This window comes from Mesobacillus subterraneus (genome assembly GCF_000934845.1).
Lineage (GTDB): Bacteria > Bacillota > Bacilli > Bacillales > Cytobacillaceae > Mesobacillus > Mesobacillus stamsii.
The window spans coordinates 20,007-44,208 of sequence record NZ_JXIQ01000002.1 but is presented as its reverse complement, the minus strand read 5'-3'; the positions used below and the strand labels follow the sequence as shown (position 1 = coordinate 44,208).

The 24,202-nt window shown below is 41.7% G+C and carries 14 protein-coding genes; 4 read left to right on the top strand and 10 right to left on the bottom strand.

Annotation, left to right across the window (positions count from 1 at the left end; all coding sequences use genetic code 11):
* Positions 1-124: 124 nt before the first annotated feature.
* From UB32_RS18870 to UB32_RS00395, 5 genes are all read right to left on the bottom strand, one after another.
* Complete coding sequence (locus UB32_RS18870; protein WP_052806887.1) at positions 125-1,588, bottom strand: S-layer homology domain-containing protein; 1,464 nt, start codon at positions 1,586-1,588, stop codon at positions 125-127.
* 297 nt (positions 1,589-1,885) lie between these two features.
* A complete protein-coding gene (locus tag UB32_RS00410; protein ID WP_044390277.1) occupies positions 1,886-6,313 on the bottom strand; it encodes an endonuclease in 4,428 nt (1,475 codons plus the stop codon).
* 102 nt (positions 6,314-6,415) lie between these two features.
* Positions 6,416-7,492, bottom strand: coding sequence for an S-layer homology domain-containing protein (locus UB32_RS00405; RefSeq protein WP_044390276.1), 1,077 nt, complete (start codon positions 7,490-7,492; stop codon positions 6,416-6,418).
* 69 nt (positions 7,493-7,561) lie between these two features.
* Positions 7,562-9,700 (bottom strand): 5'-nucleotidase C-terminal domain-containing protein, encoded by a 2,139-nt coding sequence (locus tag UB32_RS00400; RefSeq protein WP_241768389.1) that lies wholly within the window; start codon positions 9,698-9,700, stop codon positions 7,562-7,564.
* Positions 9,701-9,935: 235 nt separating this feature from the next.
* Complete coding sequence (locus tag UB32_RS00395) at positions 9,936-12,020, bottom strand: S-layer homology domain-containing protein (RefSeq protein WP_044390275.1); 2,085 nt, start codon at positions 12,018-12,020, stop codon at positions 9,936-9,938.
* Between the two features lie 215 nt (positions 12,021-12,235).
* Between UB32_RS00395 and UB32_RS00390 the strand changes: the two genes are divergently transcribed.
* The 4 genes from UB32_RS00390 to UB32_RS19705 all read left to right on the top strand — a co-directional run bounded on the left by UB32_RS00390 (position 12,236) and on the right by UB32_RS19705 (position 15,813).
* On the top strand, positions 12,236-12,997 hold the full coding sequence (locus UB32_RS00390) for a hypothetical protein (RefSeq protein ID WP_044390273.1): 762 nt from the start codon (positions 12,236-12,238) through the stop codon (positions 12,995-12,997).
* Positions 12,998-13,328: 331 nt separating this feature from the next.
* Entirely contained in the window at positions 13,329-14,525 is a 1,197-nt protein-coding gene (locus UB32_RS00385) for a processed acidic surface protein (RefSeq protein ID WP_044390271.1), read from the top strand.
* Complete coding sequence (locus tag UB32_RS00380; protein WP_431305952.1) at positions 14,518-15,135, top strand: class D sortase; 618 nt, start codon at positions 14,518-14,520, stop codon at positions 15,133-15,135. Before UB32_RS00385 ends, UB32_RS00380 begins: the two co-directional genes overlap by 8 nt.
* A gap of 480 nt (positions 15,136-15,615) precedes the next feature.
* Positions 15,616-15,813, top strand: a complete 198-nt coding sequence (locus UB32_RS19705; protein ID WP_128721452.1) for a hypothetical protein — start codon at positions 15,616-15,618, stop codon at positions 15,811-15,813.
* Between the two features lie 425 nt (positions 15,814-16,238).
* Here UB32_RS19705 and UB32_RS00375 read toward each other — a convergent pair whose 3' ends face one another.
* The 5 genes from UB32_RS00375 to UB32_RS00355 form a co-directional block, all read right to left on the bottom strand.
* Entirely contained in the window at positions 16,239-18,815 is a 2,577-nt protein-coding gene (locus UB32_RS00375) for an S-layer homology domain-containing protein (protein WP_044390269.1), read from the bottom strand.
* Positions 18,816-19,358: 543 nt separating this feature from the next.
* A complete protein-coding gene (locus tag UB32_RS00370; protein ID WP_044390267.1) occupies positions 19,359-20,459 on the bottom strand; it encodes a glycosyltransferase family 4 protein in 1,101 nt (366 codons plus the stop codon).
* Positions 20,437-21,918 carry an O-antigen ligase family protein gene (locus tag UB32_RS00365; RefSeq protein WP_044390265.1) on the bottom strand — a complete coding sequence of 494 codons (1,482 nt, stop codon included), beginning with the start codon at positions 21,916-21,918 and terminating at the stop codon, positions 20,437-20,439. Before UB32_RS00365 ends, UB32_RS00370 begins: the two co-directional genes overlap by 23 nt.
* 130 nt (positions 21,919-22,048) lie before the next feature.
* Complete coding sequence (locus UB32_RS00360) at positions 22,049-22,762, bottom strand: WecB/TagA/CpsF family glycosyltransferase (RefSeq protein WP_044390263.1); 714 nt, start codon at positions 22,760-22,762, stop codon at positions 22,049-22,051.
* An 18-nt stretch (positions 22,763-22,780) separates the two neighbouring features.
* A complete protein-coding gene (locus UB32_RS00355; RefSeq protein ID WP_044390261.1) occupies positions 22,781-24,058 on the bottom strand; it encodes a nucleotide sugar dehydrogenase in 1,278 nt (425 codons plus the stop codon).
* Between the last annotated feature and the right edge of the window lie 144 nt (positions 24,059-24,202).

Here is a 24,202-nt window from a genome sequence, read left to right as displayed (position 1 = left end):
AGCGCTTGGATCCTACCAATTATCGGTAGGTACCAGGCGCTTTTTCAGTTTCCACAAGTTTTTCAAGCAAAGTGTTCATCCCGCATATTTTCGAGTGCAAATGCCATTTTTACGAAAAGATTTTTTATTCGATATATGGGGAGGCAATGTAACCAATTTTTTTGGTGTTGATGTCCTCCGCAAGATACCATACATAATGATTTTCTGAGTTTTGGTTTTGGTCAGACATTGGTTCCCCGATAATTTTCACCCTCGAACCTATAGAAATGGTAATTATAGATCCATTCGTTGATGGAATCGCACGCAGGCGATTAGAATGGTATGTCACAACATCCCCTACTTTGAATAATTGCTTAGAAGCAGTAAGGTCCGCTGCATTCAACTGATAAGAATCTTTAAGGAAGGTAATTGATTTTCCTGAATTAGGATCGTACTGGAAGTCTTCCTTTTTCATATTCAGCTTATCAATATTGGTTTCCAGTTGAGGATCCCCTACATAGAGATTCCCCTTATCCAAAATGCCAAACACCAATTCTTGGTAAGCTTCCGTATTTCTTTCTCCCGTTGCCTGTACTATAGGACTGTTCTTAGGTACAATGCCATTATAGGCCATCACTGCAAAATACCAACTTTCAAGCATCTTTGGATCGTGGTTGTTGATTTTAGGCAGATCGTTGCGATTATAAAAGGCTTCTATCAAGAAATCGACACCCGCTTCGATATTGGCCTTTACATTGTACCCTATTTCATCGGGATTATAGTTAGCAGTATTGGTGATTTGCATTAATCCAATGCCCCCATCACCATCTGTATTCATAAAAGGTTTCCCATTCGAAAAATGCTTCCAACCACTTTCCTTCTCGGCTACTGCCTTAACGATCTCCGGTGGAACATTTGATTGTCTCGCAATTTCTGTAATCAGACAATTAATTGTCTGTGAATCTGGATTATCTGTTGAGTTCGGATCATAATCACAGCCTGCTCCAAATCGATTAATCGTCTTGAACAGTAGTGTTGCGAAATCTCCACGTTTAATTTCCTTTTCAGATCCGAAACGATCAGCGGTAACGCCATTGGTGATACCAGCAGCATAAATAGCATCAATATAGTCAGCAAATGCTCCCACTGCATCCTCAAAAGGAGAATCTTTTACACCTATTGGAATGTTATAAGCATTTACTAGGATCTTAGCCATCGCTCCTCTTGTTAATGTTTGATTAGTTAAAAATTGACCGCCGGATCCGCTTATTATTCCTCGATAAGATAGATTATTCACCGCATTGGTATATTGACCACCCACATCTGGAAAGCCTGCATCTGGAGCAGATTGATTTTCTAATCCAAGAGCTCTGCTAATCATTATCGCTGTTGTACCTCGTGTCATACTATCATTCGTGCCATAGAGTGTTCCTGTTCCTTTTACAATCCCATTCGTGTTAAGATATTCAACCGCTGATAGATATTTTTCTGGTACATCATCAAACGGCACAGCCGCTTCAATCAGAGTTGGAGCAGCTAAACTCCCCATTACTACAGCGGCAGTGCCAGCTGCCAAAAGCTTTTTAAAAATAGACTGATAGATCGACATTGCTTCTCCCCTCCTGTTTGAATTTCTATATATGTAACTTAATTCATCTATCATTCTACTAAAATTGGAAGGGGAGTGGAAGGGGTGAAAAGCCTTTCCCTCCAAAACCTTATGAAGCAAGAGGATGACGAATATGCAAAACGTTATAGCAGCCAATAGGCAGATGAGTGAACAGTTCCCCTCATTGTAAACAAACTAGAAATTAGCATTTCATTAGATTTTTTTGCTGAACTTTTTTTCAGGAAGAGCTTTTTGTAGACTAAAAGCACCTCCCCTTTTATGGGGGAGGTGCTCTCTTTAGTTCGCTGTTTTCCAAATAAGTTCTGCCCATTCTGGATGGTCGATGAATGGGTTGCGGTTTTTTTGCCAGTTTTGGTAAATGGTTTCGTTGCGGCGTTTTTCGAATTCATCTACTGGGTCTTGTTTGTGCCACTCCAACAAGGTTGTGAGTTTGCCGTGTAGTGGTGCTGGAGAGGTATTGACTGTGTCGGAAAGTTCCAGGTCCAGTTCGCCGTTGCCTTCGTACCGTACGGCCATATAAAACAGCATGCGGGCAATATCACCTTTCACCCGGCTAGGCGGTTCCCATGAATCTCCGTCATAGCGGCATTCGGTACATTCATTATGGAGTGAGCCGCCATTGTCGAAGTCTATATTGCCGCGGCTGCTGTTTACGGAAGCATCCGTCGGTCTTAGATGATGAATATCTGTTCCAGGACCAATGGATGTTCCGAAGTCCCCATGTGATTTAGCCCAGACGTGTTCCCGGTTCCAGTCATCCGCATTGCCGCCATTGGTAGACTTTTCCTGAGAGCGTCCAGTGTATAGCAGGATGACATTGTCTTTATTATTTAGATCTTCATCCGTTTCCTTCAACGCTTCCCATACTTGGTCATAGGTCAGCTTTTCTTGAACCTTGATGATGTTATTAAGAGCAGACTTTAAGTCTGCTCCCGTTTTTCCATATGCCGCTTCGTAGTAACTGTTTGTTTCAGGAGTCTGGTCTTCTTCAAGGAGCAGCGGGAAAGGAATTTCATTCCCCGTTGTATCCATGAATTTGATAGCAGACGTGTCGACACCTTCAGCAACAGTCCACTTCACTACATTTTCTGCACCTTTGATTTCTTTTACCTTGGCATTGTCAATTACTACTTCTTTGATCGCTGCACCACTTAGATCAATTACTGTATCTTGTTGGGCAGGGCTGATTACCACTTTCGTGTTTTCAAGTCCCTCCCCTGTAACTGTTGCTGTTTTTTTCAGCCAGATACCTTCACTGATTACGGATGAGCTGTCAACATTGATAAGACTGTTTATTCTACCTACTACTAATTTCTTTGTTTTATAATCAGTCAGATTATAGACTTTGTTATAAACTTCTGGTGACTTTAAAGCGGTTTGGATCAGAAGCGGATCATGGTCACTACCGCGTCCATGTTCTTCCATGAATCCAGAGTTGATATGAACTATATTAACTGTTGTTGAAGCTTCCAAATTCTTTGTTACAAGAATATGGTCAAGTACTTGTGCATTCCCTTGGTATGAGTATGAATACCTTTGATCAGAAGGCACTTTTTCCACCATATTCACCAGATCATTGCCTTTTAGAGTTTCCAAAGGATTGGAGAATTCAAAATCATTGAAATCCCCTAATAGGATGACATTCGCATTTGGATCCTCGGCTTTTACATCCTTCACAAAACCATTAACGATTTTTGCAATTTCCATGCGCTGTACTTCACTCTTTAAAACTGGCGGCTGGTTCTTGCCGAATAATGGTTGGTCTCCACCTTTAGAGTTGAAGTGGTTCGCTACAACAATCACGCTCTCACCCTGGAAATTGAATTGAGCTGCAAGAGATTTGCGGCTGTCTTCGAATGCAGGGTTTGTTGGATCAATTCGTCCTGGATTCAATGTCAGGTTTCCATTCTCAAATTTGACTGCCTGAGTGGCAGTTCCTTTTGGCGCTTCCATTAATTGAACGCGTGCTTCATTGTAAAGGAATCCTACACGGATATTCCCTCCTGGCTGGCCGCCGTCAGTCTTATCTACTGGCGCGATATCAGTATACGTATAAGTTGGTCCGCCAAGTTCCTTGATTTTGTCAATCAATGCTTTTGCACTTTCATCTGCGTTTGTTGTTCCGCTGTCTGTTGGTCCATCATTGTCCTGTACCTCGGTCAGACCAACGATATCTGGCTGTTTCAAATTTGTTACGATTGCTTCAGCAAGCGTTGCAATTTTTGCGGCGTCCACCTTTGGCGAGAAATTTTCAACATTGTAAGAAGCGACCGTCAATTTGTCTGCTGTCGGCATAATTGAGGTGGTTTCTCGTTCGTTCGAACCTTCTACTAAAGGAGGAAGGTTTTTCGTTAAAACTTTATAGTTGCTATAGCCATAGCCCATGACGCCTGTAATGGAACCATTGAACTGATCGCCCATTTTTGCAATGAAGCTTTCATCGTTCATATCGACTGTAATTCGTTCAGGGTTGAAGTCTCCTTCAGATATACGCATTCCACCTGCTGGAGTGTTTGCTTCCATTGTTCCAGGTATTACGACAACTTCGCCGTACTTTTGTGGTGAAACGACTTTTGCATCATCAACCTGTACAAGCATGCCTTCTAAACTTTCATAGAAATCAATCGCATCTTCTTCAGGGTCGAATGTATCCAAACCATCATTGTCAATGACTTCCGTTGAAGCTGTACGGTCCACCCCAATTACCACGGGATCAGGCAGGGATTCACCACTTCTTACTTTTGTAATCGCTGAAGCACTTATTTCAGTTGACGGGAGATCAACTTCCGCCTTATCAGAATAGCCTTCTACATGATACTCTTTTACCTCACCGGACACCTTTACGACATCACCAGGAGCTAATCCATGATTGTATTTATATACAAGGATCCCTTCAGCTGTTTTGTCGTCTCCGTCACCTTGTAAGTCTTGCAAATAGAAGTTCCTGCTGTCGACAACGTGGGTTACAACCCCTTCTACATCATTTACATTGAAACCTTCATATTTCGAGTAATGGCCTGCACCTTGGATATCGTGGATACGGACCACTTCTTTTTGAATGAGGTAATCGTATGTGTACACGTTGCTGCTTGTTAGTCCATCTTTTACAGCAAACGCTTTGATCGTAGTATCGCCATTAATTACGATTGGCTCACTGTACACCATACTGCCTGTTGTTGGTTCACTGCCATCGGTTGTATAGTAAACGGTTGCGCCTTGCGTTTCAGAAGTTAGCGTTACTTCATCCCCTGCGTTGACAAAGCCTGCACCCGGCGCAGCAACTACTGGACGGACAAAGCTTGGATCAAGGAAGATATCGGACTGTGAACGAGGCATAAGCTGGTACACATCTTGATAAGAACCAAGAACCCCTGTAATGGAATCATAGGATGTTTCAAGTTCTATCCACTCTTGTACTTCCGGCCGGACCTGATAAGAGTCTCCGTTTGCGTCTTCAAGTGTATAATTACCGCCAGAGTAGCTCTTGGCTACTGATTTGCCTACTTTTACAAGCATGCCTTCATATTGCTCGGACAATTCTGCTACAGTTACTTCTTTCGCAGCTGGAATTTCTTTTTGGCCCAGAACTTTAACATCCTCAGCAGTTACTTTCAGCTCTAAAAGACTGTTATATTCTGATAACTGCCCTGAAGCTTCTACTTCATCACCAGGCTGGACATTAAGAGATCCATATAATACAATCCCAGCAGTCTCGTCTTGGATGAAAATATTTTTTCCTTGTACCGTTGTAACAATACCAGTGGTAAGAGCATGCTCATCAGTGTTCATTCCTCTTACTTCGGCAATTGTCTTTTGCTGTAAAACAGAGTAAGGGAATGTTGCAACATCACTGTTTTCAAGGTCTGGTGCCACAGCAAATGCCTTGATCATTGTATCAGCATTGATTGCAATTGGCGTCGAGTATACAGTTGATTCTGCTGTTGGCTCCGTACCGTCTACCGTATAGTAGATGGTTGCTCCTTCTGTCGTAGTTGTTAATGTAATCTCAGTTCCTGCTTTAACCGAAGTAGCTGATACAGAAGTAGCCACAGGAGCAACTTTGACAAAGCCATCCGATGGTGCACCCTCCATTGTGTGGGAGCCTAAGTATTCAAAAGTATCTGCCGCATAGCTATCCCACTCTTCTGCTGGATCGAAGGCATCACTAGTGTTTGTATCACCAGAAGTGACGTTGCTTTTTCGCACAAGAGTTTGGTTAAGCGTTGATACAGTTGTACCCCACTCCGAACCTGGATCTGCACCTACTTGACCAATTGAGTCAATTGCTGTGCTGTTGCGCCTTAATACCAGCGCATCGTCACCGTTATAATTCATAACTGCGCTGCTAATCAGGTTGCCTTTACTCTTAAGGTCCGCAGCAGCGCTAGAGTGCACAATGATAAACGTTTGTCCACTCTCAAGCATAAGGTCTGTATCAGATAGGCTGGTTGTATTCGTTGGTGCAGAGGAACCATTTGAATAAAGTTCTACAGTATAGTCTTTCAGGTTAACACTTTGTCCGGTACCATTATAAATTTCAAGCGCTTTATTGTAACTACTACCCTCAATATACTCAGAAATGAACAAATCCGAGGCAACTGTGGCGGCTTTCACCTGCTGTGATACGAATGGCAAGAAGAGATTAACGACCATGGCCAGTATTAATAAGATGCTTAATGACTTCCTTTGCAATCGGTTAATCATTAATTTGTCTCCTTTTGAAAATGTTTTAGTTTTAGTGGCGCCTTATTCCATGATAGGTCTAAAGTCCGGCTTCAGAAAAATTTTATATATCTCTGCTCCTGTTTACTCTTCGAGGATTGTATCCCCTTCGACGGTGACATGGCTCAAGGTTACCTCTGTATTCCCTTTTAAGTAGAGGTCCCCCTTCACTTCAGCATTTTCTAAGTTGTTCACACCTGTGACATCGACTCTAACATCTCCGTAAAACACTTTAGGATTTTCAGTTGTGCCACTGAAATTAACTGAACGAATAACCGCTGGACCTGTTGCGCTTCCATTTCCATTCCCAGCTGGAATGGTAAAAGAAACCACGCCAGTCACATCGAGCCCCTTGAAGGTTTTAAGTGTGTACTTTGTGCCTTCTTGTTGAATGGATGTTTTTAGCTCCACTGTCAGTTCAGTTAAAGTTGAATCTGTGACTTTAGCTTCTTTTACTTCTAACCCATTATCAAAAAGAAAATCCGTCGCATTAAGATCCGTTACACTACCTTTGATTTTCATTTTAAGCGTTGTGCTGTTTACAGACTGAATACTTAAGATGTTTGCAGTCACTACCCCATCATTTGCAGATTTATGCAAAAATATTGCAAAATCTCCTCGTGTTATATTTGCATTGATTCCAAAATTTTCTGCAGACATCCCTTTGGCAACCCCATTAGCAACCAGAGCTTGCACCGCAGATAGATAATTCTTTGGAACATCCTTGAATATCGTAGCTGTTTCCCCACGTAAATCAAATCCTTTTTGGATCCAAACGGCTATTTCGCCACGAGTAATCGGGCTGTTAGAATCAAAAAGCGTTTTAGTTTTACCGGAAGTGATCCCTGCTGCTTTAAGGGCATTAACTGCTGATTGACCGCGTTTTGGTACATCCTTAAACCCAGAAGCTGGGGCTGTTTCTGTATGCAGTCGTAGCACCTTAGCTGTTAAGATAGCGGCATCAATTCGCTTGATTTCCTCCCTTATTCCAAATGATGAGTCCCCCATTCCCTTTGCGCCTTTTGATACAAGAAAATCAATAGAGTCAGCGTATCTTGGAATAACATCAGAAAAACCAGCTGCTGCTGCCGTGAAACCAGTCGAGGCAACCATTAAAGTTATTCCAGTTGCTGCTATAAAAGTCTTATACAACTTCTTCAAACTACAAGCCTCCTCCTATTGCTGAATAGGCACCCTCAAAAGGTTTTCGAGGGTGCCCATTAGTTGTAATTATTTCTGTGTATCTACTATTCTACCTTCTACTTTTGGTTCAATTGTTTCAGATTGAGTCAGGTAGTCAACGAACATTTCGTAGTCTACAAATCCTGGTTCGCTTATGCGGCCTTCTGTGTATGCGTTAGCAAACATTTCGTATCCGTCTCCGCCTTTAGCAGTGAATGTGTTCGTAGCGACTAGGTAGTTTTTAGTAAGATCTAGTTCTGTATAGGTTCCGTCCGTACCTTTTACTTCGATCTTAACAACTCTTTCTCCAGCTGGCTTGCTGCTGTCATAAGAGAATTTCATTCCTGAAACGTGCAGGAATGCTCCGCTTTCATTTGGAGCCTGGCTTACGCTATGCTCAAGGGCAGCTTTGATTTCAGAGCCTTTCAGGTTCATGATGCCCAGTGTATTGCCAAATGGCATCGTTGTTAAAACTTCACCAAGTGTGATATCGCCCTCGTCAATAGAAGCACGAATGCCGCCTCCATTTGTTACAGCTATTACAGTGTTAGGATTGATCGATTTGGCTTTTGCAAGCATACCGTCCGTAATCAGATTACCAAGATTGGATTCCTGTGTACGAACTACTGCACGTTCTCCCTCAAGTTTGACTGCAGCAGATGTTCCGATGGACTTGTTTTGAAGCTCCATTACCTTGTCCTTAAATGGTTTAACTAGCTCAACGGCATTAGCATCTTCCGCTTTGTCCTTAAGATCCACTAGTTCACCAGCATAGCCAGTGATTGTTCCCCAATAGTCAAACTCAACGTCTAAAGTACCAAGCAGGTCGCTATATTGTCCAGCTTGGACAATAAGTGTCGGCTCTTCTTTATCAATTAACTTTGGCTCTGTAAGCTTTGTATGTGTATGTCCGCCAACAATGATATCGATTCCATCTACCGCTTCAGCTAGCTTCAGATCATTATCATATGCAACGTTGTCGTCATAGCCTAAGTGAGAAAGGGCGATGATTTTATGAATCCCTTGAGTTTCAAATGCTGCAACCATTCTTTTTGCTTCTTCCACATAATTGCTGAAAGTGATTTTGCCAGGGCTTGAAATATCCTTTGTTTCTTCTGTTGATAATCCAAAGATACCGACTTTCTGCCCATCGACTACTTTTACGATCCCATCGAAGATCTTTCCATCTTCCATTTTCTCGCCAATAGTACCTTTCGATTGAATTCCATTGAATAGAGCATCTTTTGAAAAGTCAACGTTAGAGCTAACAAATGGGAAGTCCGCTCCTTTTATAAATTCAGAAAGAGATTTATGTCCTTCTGTACTTGATCCAAGATCGAATTCATGATTTCCGAAAGTCATGGCATCATAGCCAAGATAGTTCATTAATGCTAAATCGGCTTGTCCTTCAAACTCATTAAAGTAGAGAGTTCCAGAAAAAACATCCCCTGCACTTAACAATAGAGCATCAGGGTTTTCAGCACGGACTTCCTTTACTGCAGTTGCTAGTTTAGGAGCTTTATCCACATAGCTGTGGGTATCATTTGTGTGCATAATAGTTAAAGCCAAATCTCCATTTTCAATTGCTTGAGCAGCTTTAAATAAAAAGATTGCATAGTCGCCACGTTTCGCGATTTGATTAACACCAAAGTTCGTGTTGGAGAAGCCTTTGGCTACTTGGTTCGCAACCAAAGCATGAACAGAGGCTTCATAATTGGAGCTTACGTCCTTAAAGTTAAAATCGGATTGACCTAACAATTCGAATCCTCTTTCGATCCAAACTGCCAATTCGCCACGAGTGATAAAGCTATTGGAACCAAAATTAGTAGCGTTCTTTCCGGAGGCAATGCCATAGAATTTCAATGCATTTACAGCATCTTTCGCACGATCCGGTACATCTTTGAATCCAGCTTCTGGGGCTCTTGCCACTTCTAGACCAAGAACATTAGCCAAAAGAATCGCAGCGTCCACACGCTTGATCGACTCATTTAAACCAAAATTTGTAGATGATTTGCCGTTAGCACCCGCCGCTACAACAAAATCAACCGCATCAACATAACGGCCAGATACATCTTTGAAGCTTGCAGCCTCTGCAGCAGATACCGCTGGTGCAATCGCTGACGCAACCAAAGCAGCAGTCGCAGCAGTCGCAATGAACTTACGGGAAGACTTAGATACCATATCCATTCATTCTCCTCTTTTCTTTGCCTAATTGGACTCATGCCGATCAAAATTCAGATGATACTAGACTCACAGATGTCCGAAATCATTGTAACAAAAAAGCAGAAACAGATGACGGATAATTCTAATTTTTTACATTTATTAATAGATTTGAAATAAAAAATTAATAATTATCCTGTGTTGTAAACAGTAAAAAAATCCCGCAACAGAATGAATCTGTTACGGGATTTTTTTACATTTATTACTTGCTGAATGTATCGTCAAGCAATTGCGCTGAGACAAGGAAGTTTGCCAGGATTGCCGCCATTTCATTCCGCTGCGTGTAACCATTCGGATTGAATGTGCCGTCCCCTTTTCCTTTGACGATTCCCGCCTGGTAAACAGCCTCAACACCTGACTTCGCCCATGAACCAACTTGCTTGGCATCCTTGAAATCATTTAGTGTTTTTGTTTTATCCAACTGGCTGAAATCATACTCAACGAAGGAAATCTTCATCGCGCGCTCGACCATTGCTGCTGCCTGAGCACGAGTGATTTTTTCGTTCGGTGCGAACGTGCCATCCAGCTTTCCTTGTACTACTCCGTATTTCACCGCAGCCGTCAATTCGCCATTTTTTGCGAACCATTCGATGCCTAAAACATCTTTGAAGCTTTTGTCATACTGCTCTGTAGGAAGGCCCAGTGCGCGAACAAGCAGGACAGCGAACTCAGCACGAGTCATGTGCTTGCCTGGTTCAAATTCACCAGTTGCCTTTCCTTGGATGATGTACTTCGCGCCGAGCGTTTCGATATACTCTTGTGCCCAGCCGGATTTTACGTCGGTGAACGTCTTGTCATTTTCAACGATGGTGTATTTTGAATTCGTCAGTGACTTTACAGTTGCCGTTTTTCCATTGAATAGAGTCGGGATTGCAGAGATCGTTCCATCCGTATTCAATCTAACAGCTGCCGAATTTTCTTTATCGAAGTCAAATTCACCTGTAATATCCCGCTCGACATAGGCAGAGAACTTCGAGACAGGCTCCGTTTTAGTTCCAGCTTCAGCAGTAACGGTGAACTCGATAACTTTGGAAGCAAGCTTCAGCTTATTTTTATCGACTGAATCCTTGACATCCGCCTCGTTGACTACATTTACCGCGATAACAATCTGAACGTCTTGCTCATTTGCTCCAAGTTTGGATGCAAGGTCGGCAATTTTGATTTGAGCAGCTGGAAGCTTGTAAGACGCTTCATCTGTCGACACTTCTACTACCGCTTTCCCATTCTTTAAAGCCGCTTTTGTGAACAGGCCTGCCGGAATCTGAGCCTTCGCTGCTTCACCAACTGCTGGCTTCTCAAGCTTCACTTGGACCGAGTCCTTTTCTTGCGTAATCAAACCAACGATTTCGTCCACCTTTTCAGCGAAGATCTTCGTGATGACTTCTACTCTTCCAGATGGATTTTTCTCCTTAACCACTTCAGCCGCCTGCTCAGGAAGCGTGATGTTATTCGACTCACCTGGTGCTGGTGGGTTCAGTGGTGGTGTTACAGGTGGCGGATTTAGGCTACAGTCCCTTGTTGAGGAAGATGGATCGGCAGGCTCCCCAGCTCGCCATGCAGCATCAACGAACGCATTGCGAAGCTCAGTCACTTCATTAGCAGTTAACACACCATTATCTACTAATTCAGCATTAATCTTATCTTTCATAGCGTAAAGGCCTTCTAAGTCCGTTCCCATTACTTGATATAATTTCGAGTTAAGTGCTGCATAATCTGAATCATTTAATAGATCAGCTTGAATGCCAGCAATTAATGATTCAATTGATTGAAGGTCTCCTGATAAAAGGGCCCCTGCACCGACATCCCACAAGGCTCTTTCTGCATCTACAAAGAATTTCAAAATTGTATCTGTTGTGCCAGAACCCATAACACTTTCAAATTTACTTCCTTCAGCAGAACTCAAGAATGCTGAGTAACTTGTTTTCAATTGGTCAGCATTTGGATTATAAATTATTTCTGCAAACTTTTTTGCCATACCTTCAGCTGTAACTGGAGACAACGCTGTGTTCAAATTTGCTTTTACTGTCGAATCCAACACCATCGACCAGTCAAAATTCTCGCTTGCCAAACCATCTCGTGCCCTATCATATAGTGCCATTTCATTTGCATTGAATTTACTGTAAATCAATGTGACACGATCAATTGCATCACAGGTAGTTCCCGTAATGGCACTAGCTTCAGCCGTTGTCTCTCCTAAAAGGCCGCTTGTGGGAGCGACAGGTGCAAACATGATCGTTGCTGCCAGCATCGCCTTCACTGCTTTATTGCTAAATGGATATTTCTTCATTCTTACATCACCTCTAATTTTTTTTTGATCATAGACTCTATCAGACTAGTTACTATGTAGATAAGTCTATAATACTTCATTATTTTACCAGATTCAACAAAATATTTTTTTATTGTCGATTTATGGATTGATTTTTCAACTATCTATCCTTTTATCGGAAGAAGTATGATAATATTTAAGTGCTTTTACCATTAGTAAGGGGGTTTCATCAATAGATGAAAAAAGGACTCAAGATTTTTCTTGCAATTTTTGTCGTTTTATTACTAGCTTTAGGCGGAACTGCCTACTATTTTTTGAAGGTTAAGCAGTACGATATTGCGGATACCAAGGTTGAAAAGATCACCGAATCCGACTATCAGATCGAACTTCCTGGAATAGATGGAGTGGGCAATACAGACACGGCCTCTGCAGAGAATGGTGCTGGAGGAGCAAGTGAAAAAGAAGGAAATAGCGGAAATAGTGGCTCTACTGAATCTGCTTCTGGAGACGGAAATGGTTCTTCAAACAATGCGACTTCCCAAATGATAGCTGATGGAAAGAAAGCCGACGATGGCAAAAAAGCAGAGAATGGTACAGAAAATGCAGGCCAATCGGGTTCTGACCAGAAAACGGATGGCAGAGAAGTTACTGCCGAATCCATCAAGGCAGCGTATCGTCCTGTGTTTGAATCACTTGAAGCTCAGGCTAACGGGAAGATTGATGGTTTAGTAGCCGCAGCATATGATGAATATAAAGCAAAGAAAGAAAGCGGCGAATCCGTATCGATTACCTATTTCTACAGAAAATACTCGGCTGCTGGAAAAGAACTTGAAAGCAAGACCGACGAAACTTTCCAGTACGTTTATAACGCTTTGGAGAAGGATCTCCAAAAGCATGGTATCAATGCTTCTGAAGCTACAGAATTCAAAACACAATACGAAAACGCCAAAGAAGCACGCCAATCCTCCTTGATCGAAAAAGCAAAATCTGCATTGTGATTTGCACGCTTTAGGGCGATTCTTATCACTGACACAATTGAAATTTTTGCACGATAAAAGGCACGATGAGCAATGGGAATTGCGCAACGTGCCTTTTTCGTTTAGGTTCTTTTCTCCATAGATTACTGCAATGATGGCCTTAGCCAAGGGCACCAATCGGCTATTTTCTGTGCTTTCTCTAGCGTGTTTTTTTGAAAAAAACGCAAATCAACTGTCCCTCTGCGCTAAAGAATATTTCGCATTTTTTACCCATTAATATCCACTATCTGTTTTATTGAAAAAAATATATAATCCTTCTGTACTATATTTGAATGGTAGGAGGAAGAATTACTTGAAGCGCGTTTTATCTTTTATTTTGGTTTTCACTTTGTCGTTGGGACTGCTTCCATTTGCTGCCTTTGCCGCAGTTGATCCACAGGATCAAGCGTTCCAAAATTATCTCGAAGAAATTGGTATGTCTGAGGAGGATTTCCTTGCCTATTTAAAAGACTGGCATGATTACTCTTTGGAAGAGTTTGAAACTTTGGAAGAATTAAAAGACTATCTGGGAGCAGTTGTAAGTGAGGAAAATCTTCAGGAACTGCTTGTGGATTATGACATCACAGAGGAAGAATTCAACCAGTTGCTTGATAAAAATGGAGCAACATTGGATGAATTCGTTTTTTATGATGATTTATATTTCAGTGTATCAGATTGGCTTTACACCGAAGAATTGACTCCAATCACAGATGAAAAGATGCAAACCCTTCTTGAAGATTATCAATTTGCATCGGTGGAAGAATTGGAAGCTTTCCTGAATTCCTATGATGATTCAATCGAAAACTATGAATATATGGAAGACCTAGATTTTGCAGTCGCTCAACACTACTTCATGGAATCTAAGGATGACTTGATCAACACATTGGATTCTTTTGGTCTCTCCCTTGCTGAAGCCAATAACCTTGCCAATCATATGATTGTAATTATGGAAAATCCTGACGTCGATCCAGAACAACTTTTTACGGCGTTGGAAGGATATGGGGTAAGATTAATGAAATTCCCAGAGTTTAACAGTGCATCTGATCTTTCAGCGGAAGACATTGCTGAATTCATTGATATTTGGGATGGTATGCTTGCTTCGTTAGATTTAAAAGTAGAGTACTACTTGGTTAAGGATGGAGTAGAGTCCCCTGTTTCATTTGCTTCCCTTATGCAAATGAACTCTACCAATGACGCAAATTTACTAACAAAAATCCTTTCCTCCAATGGTGAACTTTTAGCTGACATGGTCATCACAAAGGAAATGTTCGACTCTGAATTCATGCAAGTAACCGGAGAAAATCTGGAAGATACAACTCAAGCAGCTGCAGAAGTGAAAAATGCTGCTGATGAACTGAAAAAAGCTGACGTGAAATCCCCTGCTAAAACAGTCAAGGGCGGAAAGCTACCAAACACCGCTTCCGATTATCTGCAAAATACAATGGCTGGATTTGCAATGATCCTTTTAGGAATTTTTGTATTCAGGAAAGGGAAAGCGAAACGTGTCTAATTTTTTTAAAAAAGGAAGAACCGGAAGACTGGTTCTTCTTTCCTTATCTGTAGTTATCATCGCTTTCGGTTTTTGGTTCAGCGGAACCAATGCTTATACATTCATGAAAGGGTACTGGCTTTATAAAACTACTGAACCCCAAACAGAAGTTGCCTTTGCCAATAAGCCCGATCAGACGGCTAACCGTCCAGCCAGCCTCTATTCGGTGAGACCTGAACAAGGAGAAATGATCGGAAACCTGACCATTCCTAAACTCAATGCCAATTTGCCCATTTACCATGGTACGGATGAGGATGAGCTTGAAAAAGGAGTAGGACACTTCGCAGGCAGCGTCCTTCCAGGAGAGAAAGACAATTCTGTTCTATCCGGACACCGTGATACTGTGTTTCGCCAGCTAGGCAATGTTGGCAAAGGGGATTTACTCGTTGTCACAACAAATGCCGGAAAATTCACGTACAAGATCAGAAAAACCCGCTTTGTTGATGCAAATGACAGAACAGTAATCGTTCCCAAACCTCGTGCCACACTGACCGTAACCACCTGCTATCCATTCGACTTCATAGGCGATGCACCAGAACGGTATATCCTAATTGCAGACTTAATAGAATGAGCAGGGGAAAAATCCCCTGCTCGTTTTGTATGACAATCCACCCAATTTCAGCTAATAAAAAACGCGATGAGTAGGCAAAACCACCCATCAGGCTTATATCCAAAAAACTATTTCGAATTACGAAGGAACACAAGAACCTTCCCTATGTCTCTCACAGAATGCCAGATAAAGAAGGGTCAAGGTACCTGTCCTCGTCGTCCTTATGATTCGGTTCCTATAAAAAGAAAAGCCCCGCAGAGATTTCTCTCCACAAAGCCTTTCTAGAATTGGGACAAGGTACCTGTCCCTTTGTCCCTTATAAACAACATGCCCCTCGAATCTAACCACATCATACTAGTTGTAAAAAAATGGTGGGACGAGGTACCTGTCCCTGTGTCCCTTTTATGACCAAGAGCAAATCAAAAAGCAAACCAACTATTATGTTGAAAAATTACAACTACCTGTCATCCCTTGTAGTGGAAAAATTCTTAAATTACAAGGATGGCAAAAGAGACACGAAGCTCCTACATCAAAAGAAATAGAGAAATGCTAGAGGCTTATAAAGAGATGAACATTGGACTTGTTCTTGGACAAGCTTCTGAACTAGTTGAAGTTGATACTGATGGGGACAAGGCGATAGAACTACTTAAAGAGTGGAGTGAAAGAGATTTACCCGAAAAATGGACATACATCCTATAAAAAGAAAAGCCCCGCAGAAATTTCTCTCCACGAAGCCTTTCTAGAATTGGGACAAGGTACCTGTCCCCGTGTCCACGTGTCCAGTGACGGTTTTAAAATTTTGAGAAAAAGAGAATTCATTTCTCCCTATAAAATCACTGTAAATGACGAAGAACCATTTCTAACTTATTAATCTTCTGGGACAAGGTACCTGTCCCCGTGTCCCTCTCACGTATCCCTTCCTGCAGAATACCAGATAGAAAAGGGTCGAAGCACCTGTCCTCGTGGCCCTTATGATTCGGTTCCTATAAAAAGAAAAGCCCCGCAGAGATTTCTCTCCACAGAGCTTTTCTAGAATTGGGACAAGGAACCTGTCCCTGTGTCCCTTCCTCGACGGATATAAAAACCCAACTATGAGAATCACAGTTGGGTTTATGAGCTTTGAATTATAATCTAACGTCTAGTCCTGTACCAACATTTAATAAGTTACCTACAGAATCAGCGATATCTAAAGTAGTCTTAGCTCTTAACTGAACACCTTTGCTGAAGTCTGTTGCAGATAATGCTTTTCCTGCAATTGTAACAACAATTTTGTCAGAAGAAGAACCTACTGTTGTAGCAATTGATGTAATACCAGTTGTAACTTCAACACCGTCAATGAATAACTTGAAGTCAGCAGTATCAGAACCACCAAGTGCAACTGCTTCACTTGCAGTTAATGTAATAACAGTAGCAGTTTCATCTACACCTGTAGTTCCAGCATCATCTTGAGTGATAGATGTTAATGCAACATTTGTTACTACTGGTACTACGTTTTCTTCTAAATATTCAGTAGTAGTGTAGTCATTCATAGCAACACCAGCTTTAGTCTTAACTCCAGTTACCTTAACTGTACGAGTTCCAGTGTATTGGTTAGAGTTAGCTTCAAGCTTAATAGTAACTTCGTTTGAGCTATTAAGTGAAGCGGACTTAACAGTAGCACCAGCAACTTGATAGTTAGCAATGTTTGTAGCAGTAGCACCATCAATGTCTCCGATGAACTTAACTTTAATAGTATTTTCGTCAACTACTAAAATACCGTTGGCAGCAACTAGGTTTCCAGACTCAGCAGAGTCAATTGTTAAGTCAAGAGAAGGTTTAGTTGAGTTAACATCTGAACCTCTAGTAAAACTGAATGCAGAAGTTTTAACAACGTTATTGTTACCAGCTGTATCTTCAAATAGGTCAGCAGCAAGGTCTACTGTGTAAGTAGCATCTTTAACTAGTGCAACAGGACCTGTTTTAGAGATGTCAGCAAGCTCAATAGCAAATTCATTAGTTGTGTTTGATACAGCAACTAAATCAGCAGCTGCGAATGTTAATGAAGTCGAAGTAGTTACATAGTTACTTACTTCAGTTGCTGTTAATGTTACAGTACCAGAAGCAATCTTAGTCACATCTTCGTTAAATACAAGGTGTAACTTTTGCTTACCAGCTGTATCAGCCTTTACAGTAGCAGATGCTAATGTTGGAGCTGTTGTATCAGCAGCAAAGTTAACGATTTGAGAGAATGCTGCATTATCTTCTCCACTTAAGTCAGCGAATGCAGAAGCGTCAACTGAAATAGTTGTTAAACCAGAAACTGCTGAAGCTAATTGAACAGTGTACTTTGTTTTATCTGTAGCATCTTGAGTTAGAGTAGCTGGAGCCACTAAAGCAACACCATTAACCTTAACATCGCCAATTACAAAGTTTTGTACTTGCTCGCTTAATTTAATTTCAAATTTCTTTGCATTAACAGGAGTAACTGATGCAACTGTAGGTGCAACACCGTCTTTAGCACCTTTTACAACAGAAGCACTTGTTGGGTTTACAGCTAATAGGTTATCTGAGAAATCAGTAGCACCTAAAACTGTTACGTTAATAGTTGAGTTAGCAGGAATACTAGCACTAGATAAATCTAATACAAGGTCAGAACCTACAACGCTAGATGAAACTAATGAAGAAATGTCAGTACCGTTAGCTAATTTAGCAACAACTGTACCTTTAGTTTTTAAAGGCTCAGAGAACATAAGCTTAACAGTGCTAGCATTAACTGTTTCAGAACCTAGTAAAGTAGGAGCAACAGTATCAGTGTAGTCTAAAACTTGATTGTAAACTGCTACATATGCACCCTCAGTATCTTTTACAGTGTCAGCTGTAGTTGAGAACATATATGTTCCTTCCCAAGTACCAGCACCAGAAGTAATTGTTAATGTCTTTCCATCTTCGCTTAATGAAGCTGCGTTTGTTCCACTTAAAGCAACTCCATTAACTTTAAAGTTTGCATTAATAACATTTCCACTAGTGATTACAGTAGATTTGTCAACAGCTTTATTAAACTTAACTATTAATTGCTTAGCATTAACCGCACTAACACTAACAACCTGTGGTGTCTTCACAACTTCAGCAGCACGCTTCAAGAAGATTGCAAGATCTCCGCGAGTGATGTTTTGGCTAGTACCGAAAGTAGTTTCAGTTTTACCTGAAGTTACTTCGTAAGCGTATAGACCTTGGATAGCTGTTTTATAGTTACCTACAGCATCTGTGAAGCTTGTTGCTACATCAGATTTTAGGTCGTATGCGTTAGAAAGCATGATTGCCATTTCGCCACGAGTTACTGTAGCGTTTGGAGCAAATTCAGTTGTTGACTTACCAGAGATATAGCCTTTAGATTTAAGAACTGATACATAGGCATCATAGCGAGTGCCAGCTGTATCTTCAAAACCTGAAGCTGGTGCAGAAGCAGTGTCAAGCTTAAGAGCTTTTGCAAGCCAGATAGCAAGATCGCCACGCTTGATGTTTTCATGAGTTCCGAAAGTACTTTCTGTAGTTCCTTGTGAGATGCCATTGTTAACTAGATAGTCAACTGCATCCTTGTACTTTGGTGCTACATCCTCGAAGTGTGATGAAGCCATTGCAGCTGGAGCGATTGCAGATGCAACTAAAGTTGCAGTAGCAGCGGTCGCCACAAACTTGCGGTAAGACTTTGGTTGGTACGCCATTTTGTGTTTCCTCCCTGTTTTGTAAATAAGTTTTTTCTTGATGCCCCCGGATTGGTAAGATCCGGATCTCATGCGTGTTGTAATAGTTTTATAGTCTATTCCTTTGTCCCTTATTCATCGGCGAGATTGTATTCACTATTATATGTATACATAAAAATCTTAATCTCTCGAATCAATAAGTACGGACAGAAGAAAATAGTTTCACTATACATGTATATAATTGTACCAAACTTGGTTGAGATTTCAACCTTTTTTTACAAATTTCTACCTATAAAACTATTTTATGCTAGAAAAATAGCAAACACATCCTGTTTGTGCGCTATTTACCAGCCCAACACTTTTACATTATACTACTATTTTTCTGAATATGGAAGAATTCCCATGGAAGATTATTTCTCAGATGACATAGTAATTGTTTCCAATATTATCAGACGTAATAGGCAGGAGGAAAGTTTCATCTCTACTTAACTTTTCTCCAAACAAAAAAACATGCAGGGATCCTTACATGTTTTCAGCCCACAAAGATATAACTATGTGTAAATCTCAGGGTGTATGCTTTATTTTTTTGTATGTTTCCTCTGTACTTTTGGCCAGCTGATCAATGGAATAAAGCCTGGATGCTTTTTCATACAGATTATTGCCTAGTTCCGCCAGATTCGTTGCATTGATTGCTTCGGTAATGGCTCCTGCCAGTGCTTCAGCGTTTTTGATTGGCACAACCCATCCTAATGATGAATCAGAAATCAAATCTTTAACTCCCCCGACATCAGTTGAAATAACCGGAGTATGTGAACGGGCAGCTTCAAGGATGACGAGCGGAAAGCTCTCACTATAGGAAGCGAGCAGTTTTATGTCTGAAATGCACAGATAGGAATGGACATCCTGCTGAAATCCAAAAAAGCGAACGCTTTTGGCTAATCCCTTCGCTTTGACTTCTTTTTCTAGATTATCCCTTTCTGGACCGTCGCCGATGAGCAACAGTTTTACGTTTTGCTTTGTTTCCAAAACTTTTTTCAAAGCATCAAACACGACGGTGTGTCCTTTAATCGGGTGCAGCCTCGCAACCATGCAGATGACAAAATCATCTTCTTTTATTGCAAACTGTTCACGAGAACGTCTGCATTCCAACTGCTCATCAAAGGAAATGCCATTATAAACCGTCGTGATTTTTTCAGCTGACAGCCCAAATCCGACAAGCATTTGCTTGAACCGCTCAGAAACGGCAAAAAAATGATCGATTTTTTTGATGACCATCATATTGATTGCCGTGAAGACCTTCCCTTTCATGCCACCCTTGATAAAATCCTGTGACGGGTCGCTGTGAATCGTGCTGATCCATTTAAAAGGAGTCCTTCGACGTACAAAATAGGTGAATAAATTGGCACGAGGACCGTGGGTGTGGACGATCGAAATCTGGTGACCTTTGATCGTTTGCTTAATTTTGCCGATAACGGAAAAATCATAGCGGGACGACTGGCCATACACGATAACTGGAATCCCCATTTTCCTCGCCTCCTCCGCTAGCTTTCCTTCCTGGAAAACTCCGAGCAAGACTTCCGTTTCTTTCAGGTTCTTCAATAAAGAAAGCAGGTGGTTTTTGGAACCACCTGTTTCTCCGCCGCTAATGAGATGAAGGACTTTCATTTTTTCCCCACCTTTTATACTGGATGCCGTGTGTAATGGCTGCGAGCATCATAAAGAAATACGTTGTAAACGTCTTGTCTTCCCAAATGTTATAGAGTACACCAACAACATAGACACCGATAAGGACAGCTAGCACGGCCGTTGCGAGGCTAGTATCTTTCCGTTTTTTCCAGAGGAAGAAAAGCATTCCGAGAAGGAAGACAGCAAACAGGACGACACCAGCAGTACCAGTTTGGGCAATGATTTGGATATATTGATTATCGGAGTATATATTGTGTTCAATTCCATAATCGGCGTAGATTGGCGATCCATTGCCTTTTGCCGCCGAGTCACCAAACGTAGCAAAACCAGTTCCGATTACTGGGTGATCTTTAAAAATTTCAAACCCTTTCGTTACGATGAACAAGCGTCCGGTTGTTTTACTAAGTTCCACTGTGGACATTTCAAAGGTTTCCCGCATCCGCCGTTCTTCATCAGAAGGCTGATTTCCTCCTGGATCATCAGGCGAAAGGTTGCGGGGAATGTTTTCGCCAAATCCAGCATTTTTAAAATAGTTCGTTGCCTGCGTCACTGGAATATTGATTAAGATGATGGAAAGCACAGCCGCAACAAAGATGTTGCCGGCACGCCGCCAGTTTTTCGAAACAGCCAGGTAAACAGCCAAGGCAATAACAAAGCCGATCCATGTCCCCCTGGAGTATGTGAGCGTAATGACGCCCAGCATCAGAATGATCCCGATAGTAAGAATGAGTTTTGTTTTGCTAGCGACAAGCTGCTTTAAATAGATCGTAAGCATGACAGCCAATGATAGATACACTGACAGTACATTCGGATTATCGATCAGCCCATAGATGCGAACGCGATTATTATAGGAAAGCGAACGGCCGACCCATTTTTCCGGCATTAGATAGGAACGGAGCGACATTTTTTCGACAAGCCCATGGAGGCTGAGAACGATTGCCATCACAAATGTCGTCCAGAGGAATTTCAGGATGTCTTCCTTTGTGATATCCAGACGTTTTACAACGAAGTAAACCAAGTACGTAATAACAAATGCACGAATCTGGAAGATGATGGATCCTAGGTCTACCCCTGTAATGAAAGCGGAAATCACTCCAACTGCAAGGAAGCCAAAGAAGGCCCACTCAAAAATTTGGAACTGAAACAAGCTTTTGAAGTCCTTGTTGCGAATCGCTACCCATGCCACATTGGCAAACGCTGCAAGGATGATGAGATCCCCCGCAATTTTTAATGATGGGTTTATTTCGATTAAAAATGGTCTTGTCGGGAAATACAATAACAGCAATAAGATGCCATTTTTAGGGGATAAAAAAGTATATAATGCTAAAATTGCAGCTGCTCCAAGGCCAGTAATCGTGCCAGGGAATAACAAAGCAACTACGAAAACCGGCAGTGCAATGAAAATGAACGGAAAATTTCTCCAGGTTAACGAGTTCATTCAAAAATTCCTTTCTCTCGTGCTTTATCGACAAAATGATTTTTTTGTAGGTATTTGACAAAACCATTGCCGGCATTTTAAAAGGCTTGAATAGTTAGTTCAAGCCTTATTTTTTAAAAAATTTTCACTGTTATTTTGCGGTGAGAATTCTTGCCAGGAATTTCGGCAATGCCAGCTGGCGCTTGAAACGCTTTGGTTCTTTTAACAAGCGATAGAGCCACTCGATGCCGAGCTTTCGGAACAATAAAGGCGCGCGCTGGACTTTTCCCGAGAAGACGTCAAAGCTTCCGCCAACTCCCTGGAATACTTTCACGTTCAGTTTGCCCATGTTCTCGCGAATCCACAACTCCTGCTTAGGACTGCCCATCGCGACAAACAGCAATTCAGCTTCGGAAGCGTTAATATTTTTGACAATCTTGTCCTGATCTTTTTCATAGCCATTTTCGTAGCCGGAAATAACAAGACGTGGGTATTTTTCTTCCAGCTTTTGCTTTGCTGCTGTGACGACTTCCTCTTTTGCACCGTAAAGAAACACCTTGTGGTTTTCCTCCGCGGCAAAGCGGATTAGCCTGTCCATCATATCGACACCGGTAACACGGGAAGAAATTTTGCCGCCTTTCATTTTCGAGGCAAGCAAAATTCCTACTCCATCGGCGATCTGGTAGGTGGCAGAATTGATCAACTGTCGAAGCTCTTCATTTTTTTCAGCGGCCATGACCTTTTCTGGGTTGACTGCGATAATCGTGGATTGCTGGCCTGCCTTCATTCGTTCTCTCAAGTCTGTAATGATTTCTTCATAATTATAAGGCGTAACATCAACGCCCAAGTAATTTTCTTTTTGCATCGCTAGTATCAAACCCTCTTACAGCTGGATTGGTTTCAGTCCTGACAAATCACCGATTTTATATAAAGTAAGATAATCGTTATCAAGGTTGGTGCAGTTCTTCGTATCAAAAACAACTGGTGTCTTCATCTTGGAAGCGACATATTGGCTGTTGAGCGTTTTGAATTCATTGTGATCAGCCAATACGACGGCAACATTTGCATCATGCAACGCATCCTCTAATGAAAGAAGCGGGAATGCCACCTGGTCTTGTTGGACATGTGGGTCATGCGCCACTGTTTCAAAACGCGGGTTATTTGCCAGCAGTTGATAAATCTCGATTGCCGGACTTTCGCGCACGTCATCGATGTTTCCTTTATAAGTTAGGCCAAGAACAGCGATCTTCGGCTTTTCAATCTGGACTGTCAGTTCTTCGATTTTCTCCACTACAAATTCAGGCATTGAATTATTGATATCACGCGACAGCTTAATCAACACAGACTCGTTTCTTGCTTTTTCAACGATGAAATACGGGTCGACTGCCAGGCAATGTCCGCCGACTCCTGGTCCAGGCTGGTGAATATTGACACGCGGATGCTTGTTGGCAAGCTCGATCACGTGATGCGCGTTGACGCCTAATTTGGCACTGATTTTAGCGAGTTCATTGGCAAGGGCGATGTTGACATCACGGAAAGTATTTTCCATCAATTTGGACATTTCCGCTGTTAGTGCTTCCGTTTCGATCACATCTCCAGTTACGATTGCGCGATACACGTCTGCAGCTTTTTTTGCGGCGACAGGAGTCGTCCCGCCGACAATCCGCGTGTTTTCAATTAGCTCGATTAGGATGCGGCCTGGAAGCACACGCTCTGGGCAATGGGCAAGAAAAATGTCGTTTTGCACATCTAAACCTGCCTCTTGAAGGATTGGTGCAACGACATCATCCATTGTTCTTGGCGGGATTGTTGATTCGACAATGACAACATCACCTTTTTTTACGAAAGGAACGATCGCTTTGGTTGCATTAATAACATAATCCACATTTGCAGTATAATCTTCGTGGATAGGCGTTGGTACAGCGATGATGAATACATCCGCTTCTTCAGGGGTCAAAGACGCGCGCAGCTTCCCTTTTTCGACAGCTTCTTTCACTAGCTCCGGGAGCCCAGCTTCTTCAATGGTGACAATCCCCTTATTTAAAGAGTTCACTACACGTTCGCTGACATCAACGCCAACAATATCATAGCCAGCTCTGGCAAAGATCGCAGCGGTTGGCAATCCGATATAACCTAATCCAATGACACAAATCTTTTTCATTAAAAGGACCTCTCTTTTTAAGACAGATAATAATCGCTATTTATTGTGACTTTCTGATCAATCTAGCTTTAATTTCTAACATAGTATATCAAATCTTGTCAAACCATGCACCATTGAACGTTGAATGGTTTCCGTTATAATGTT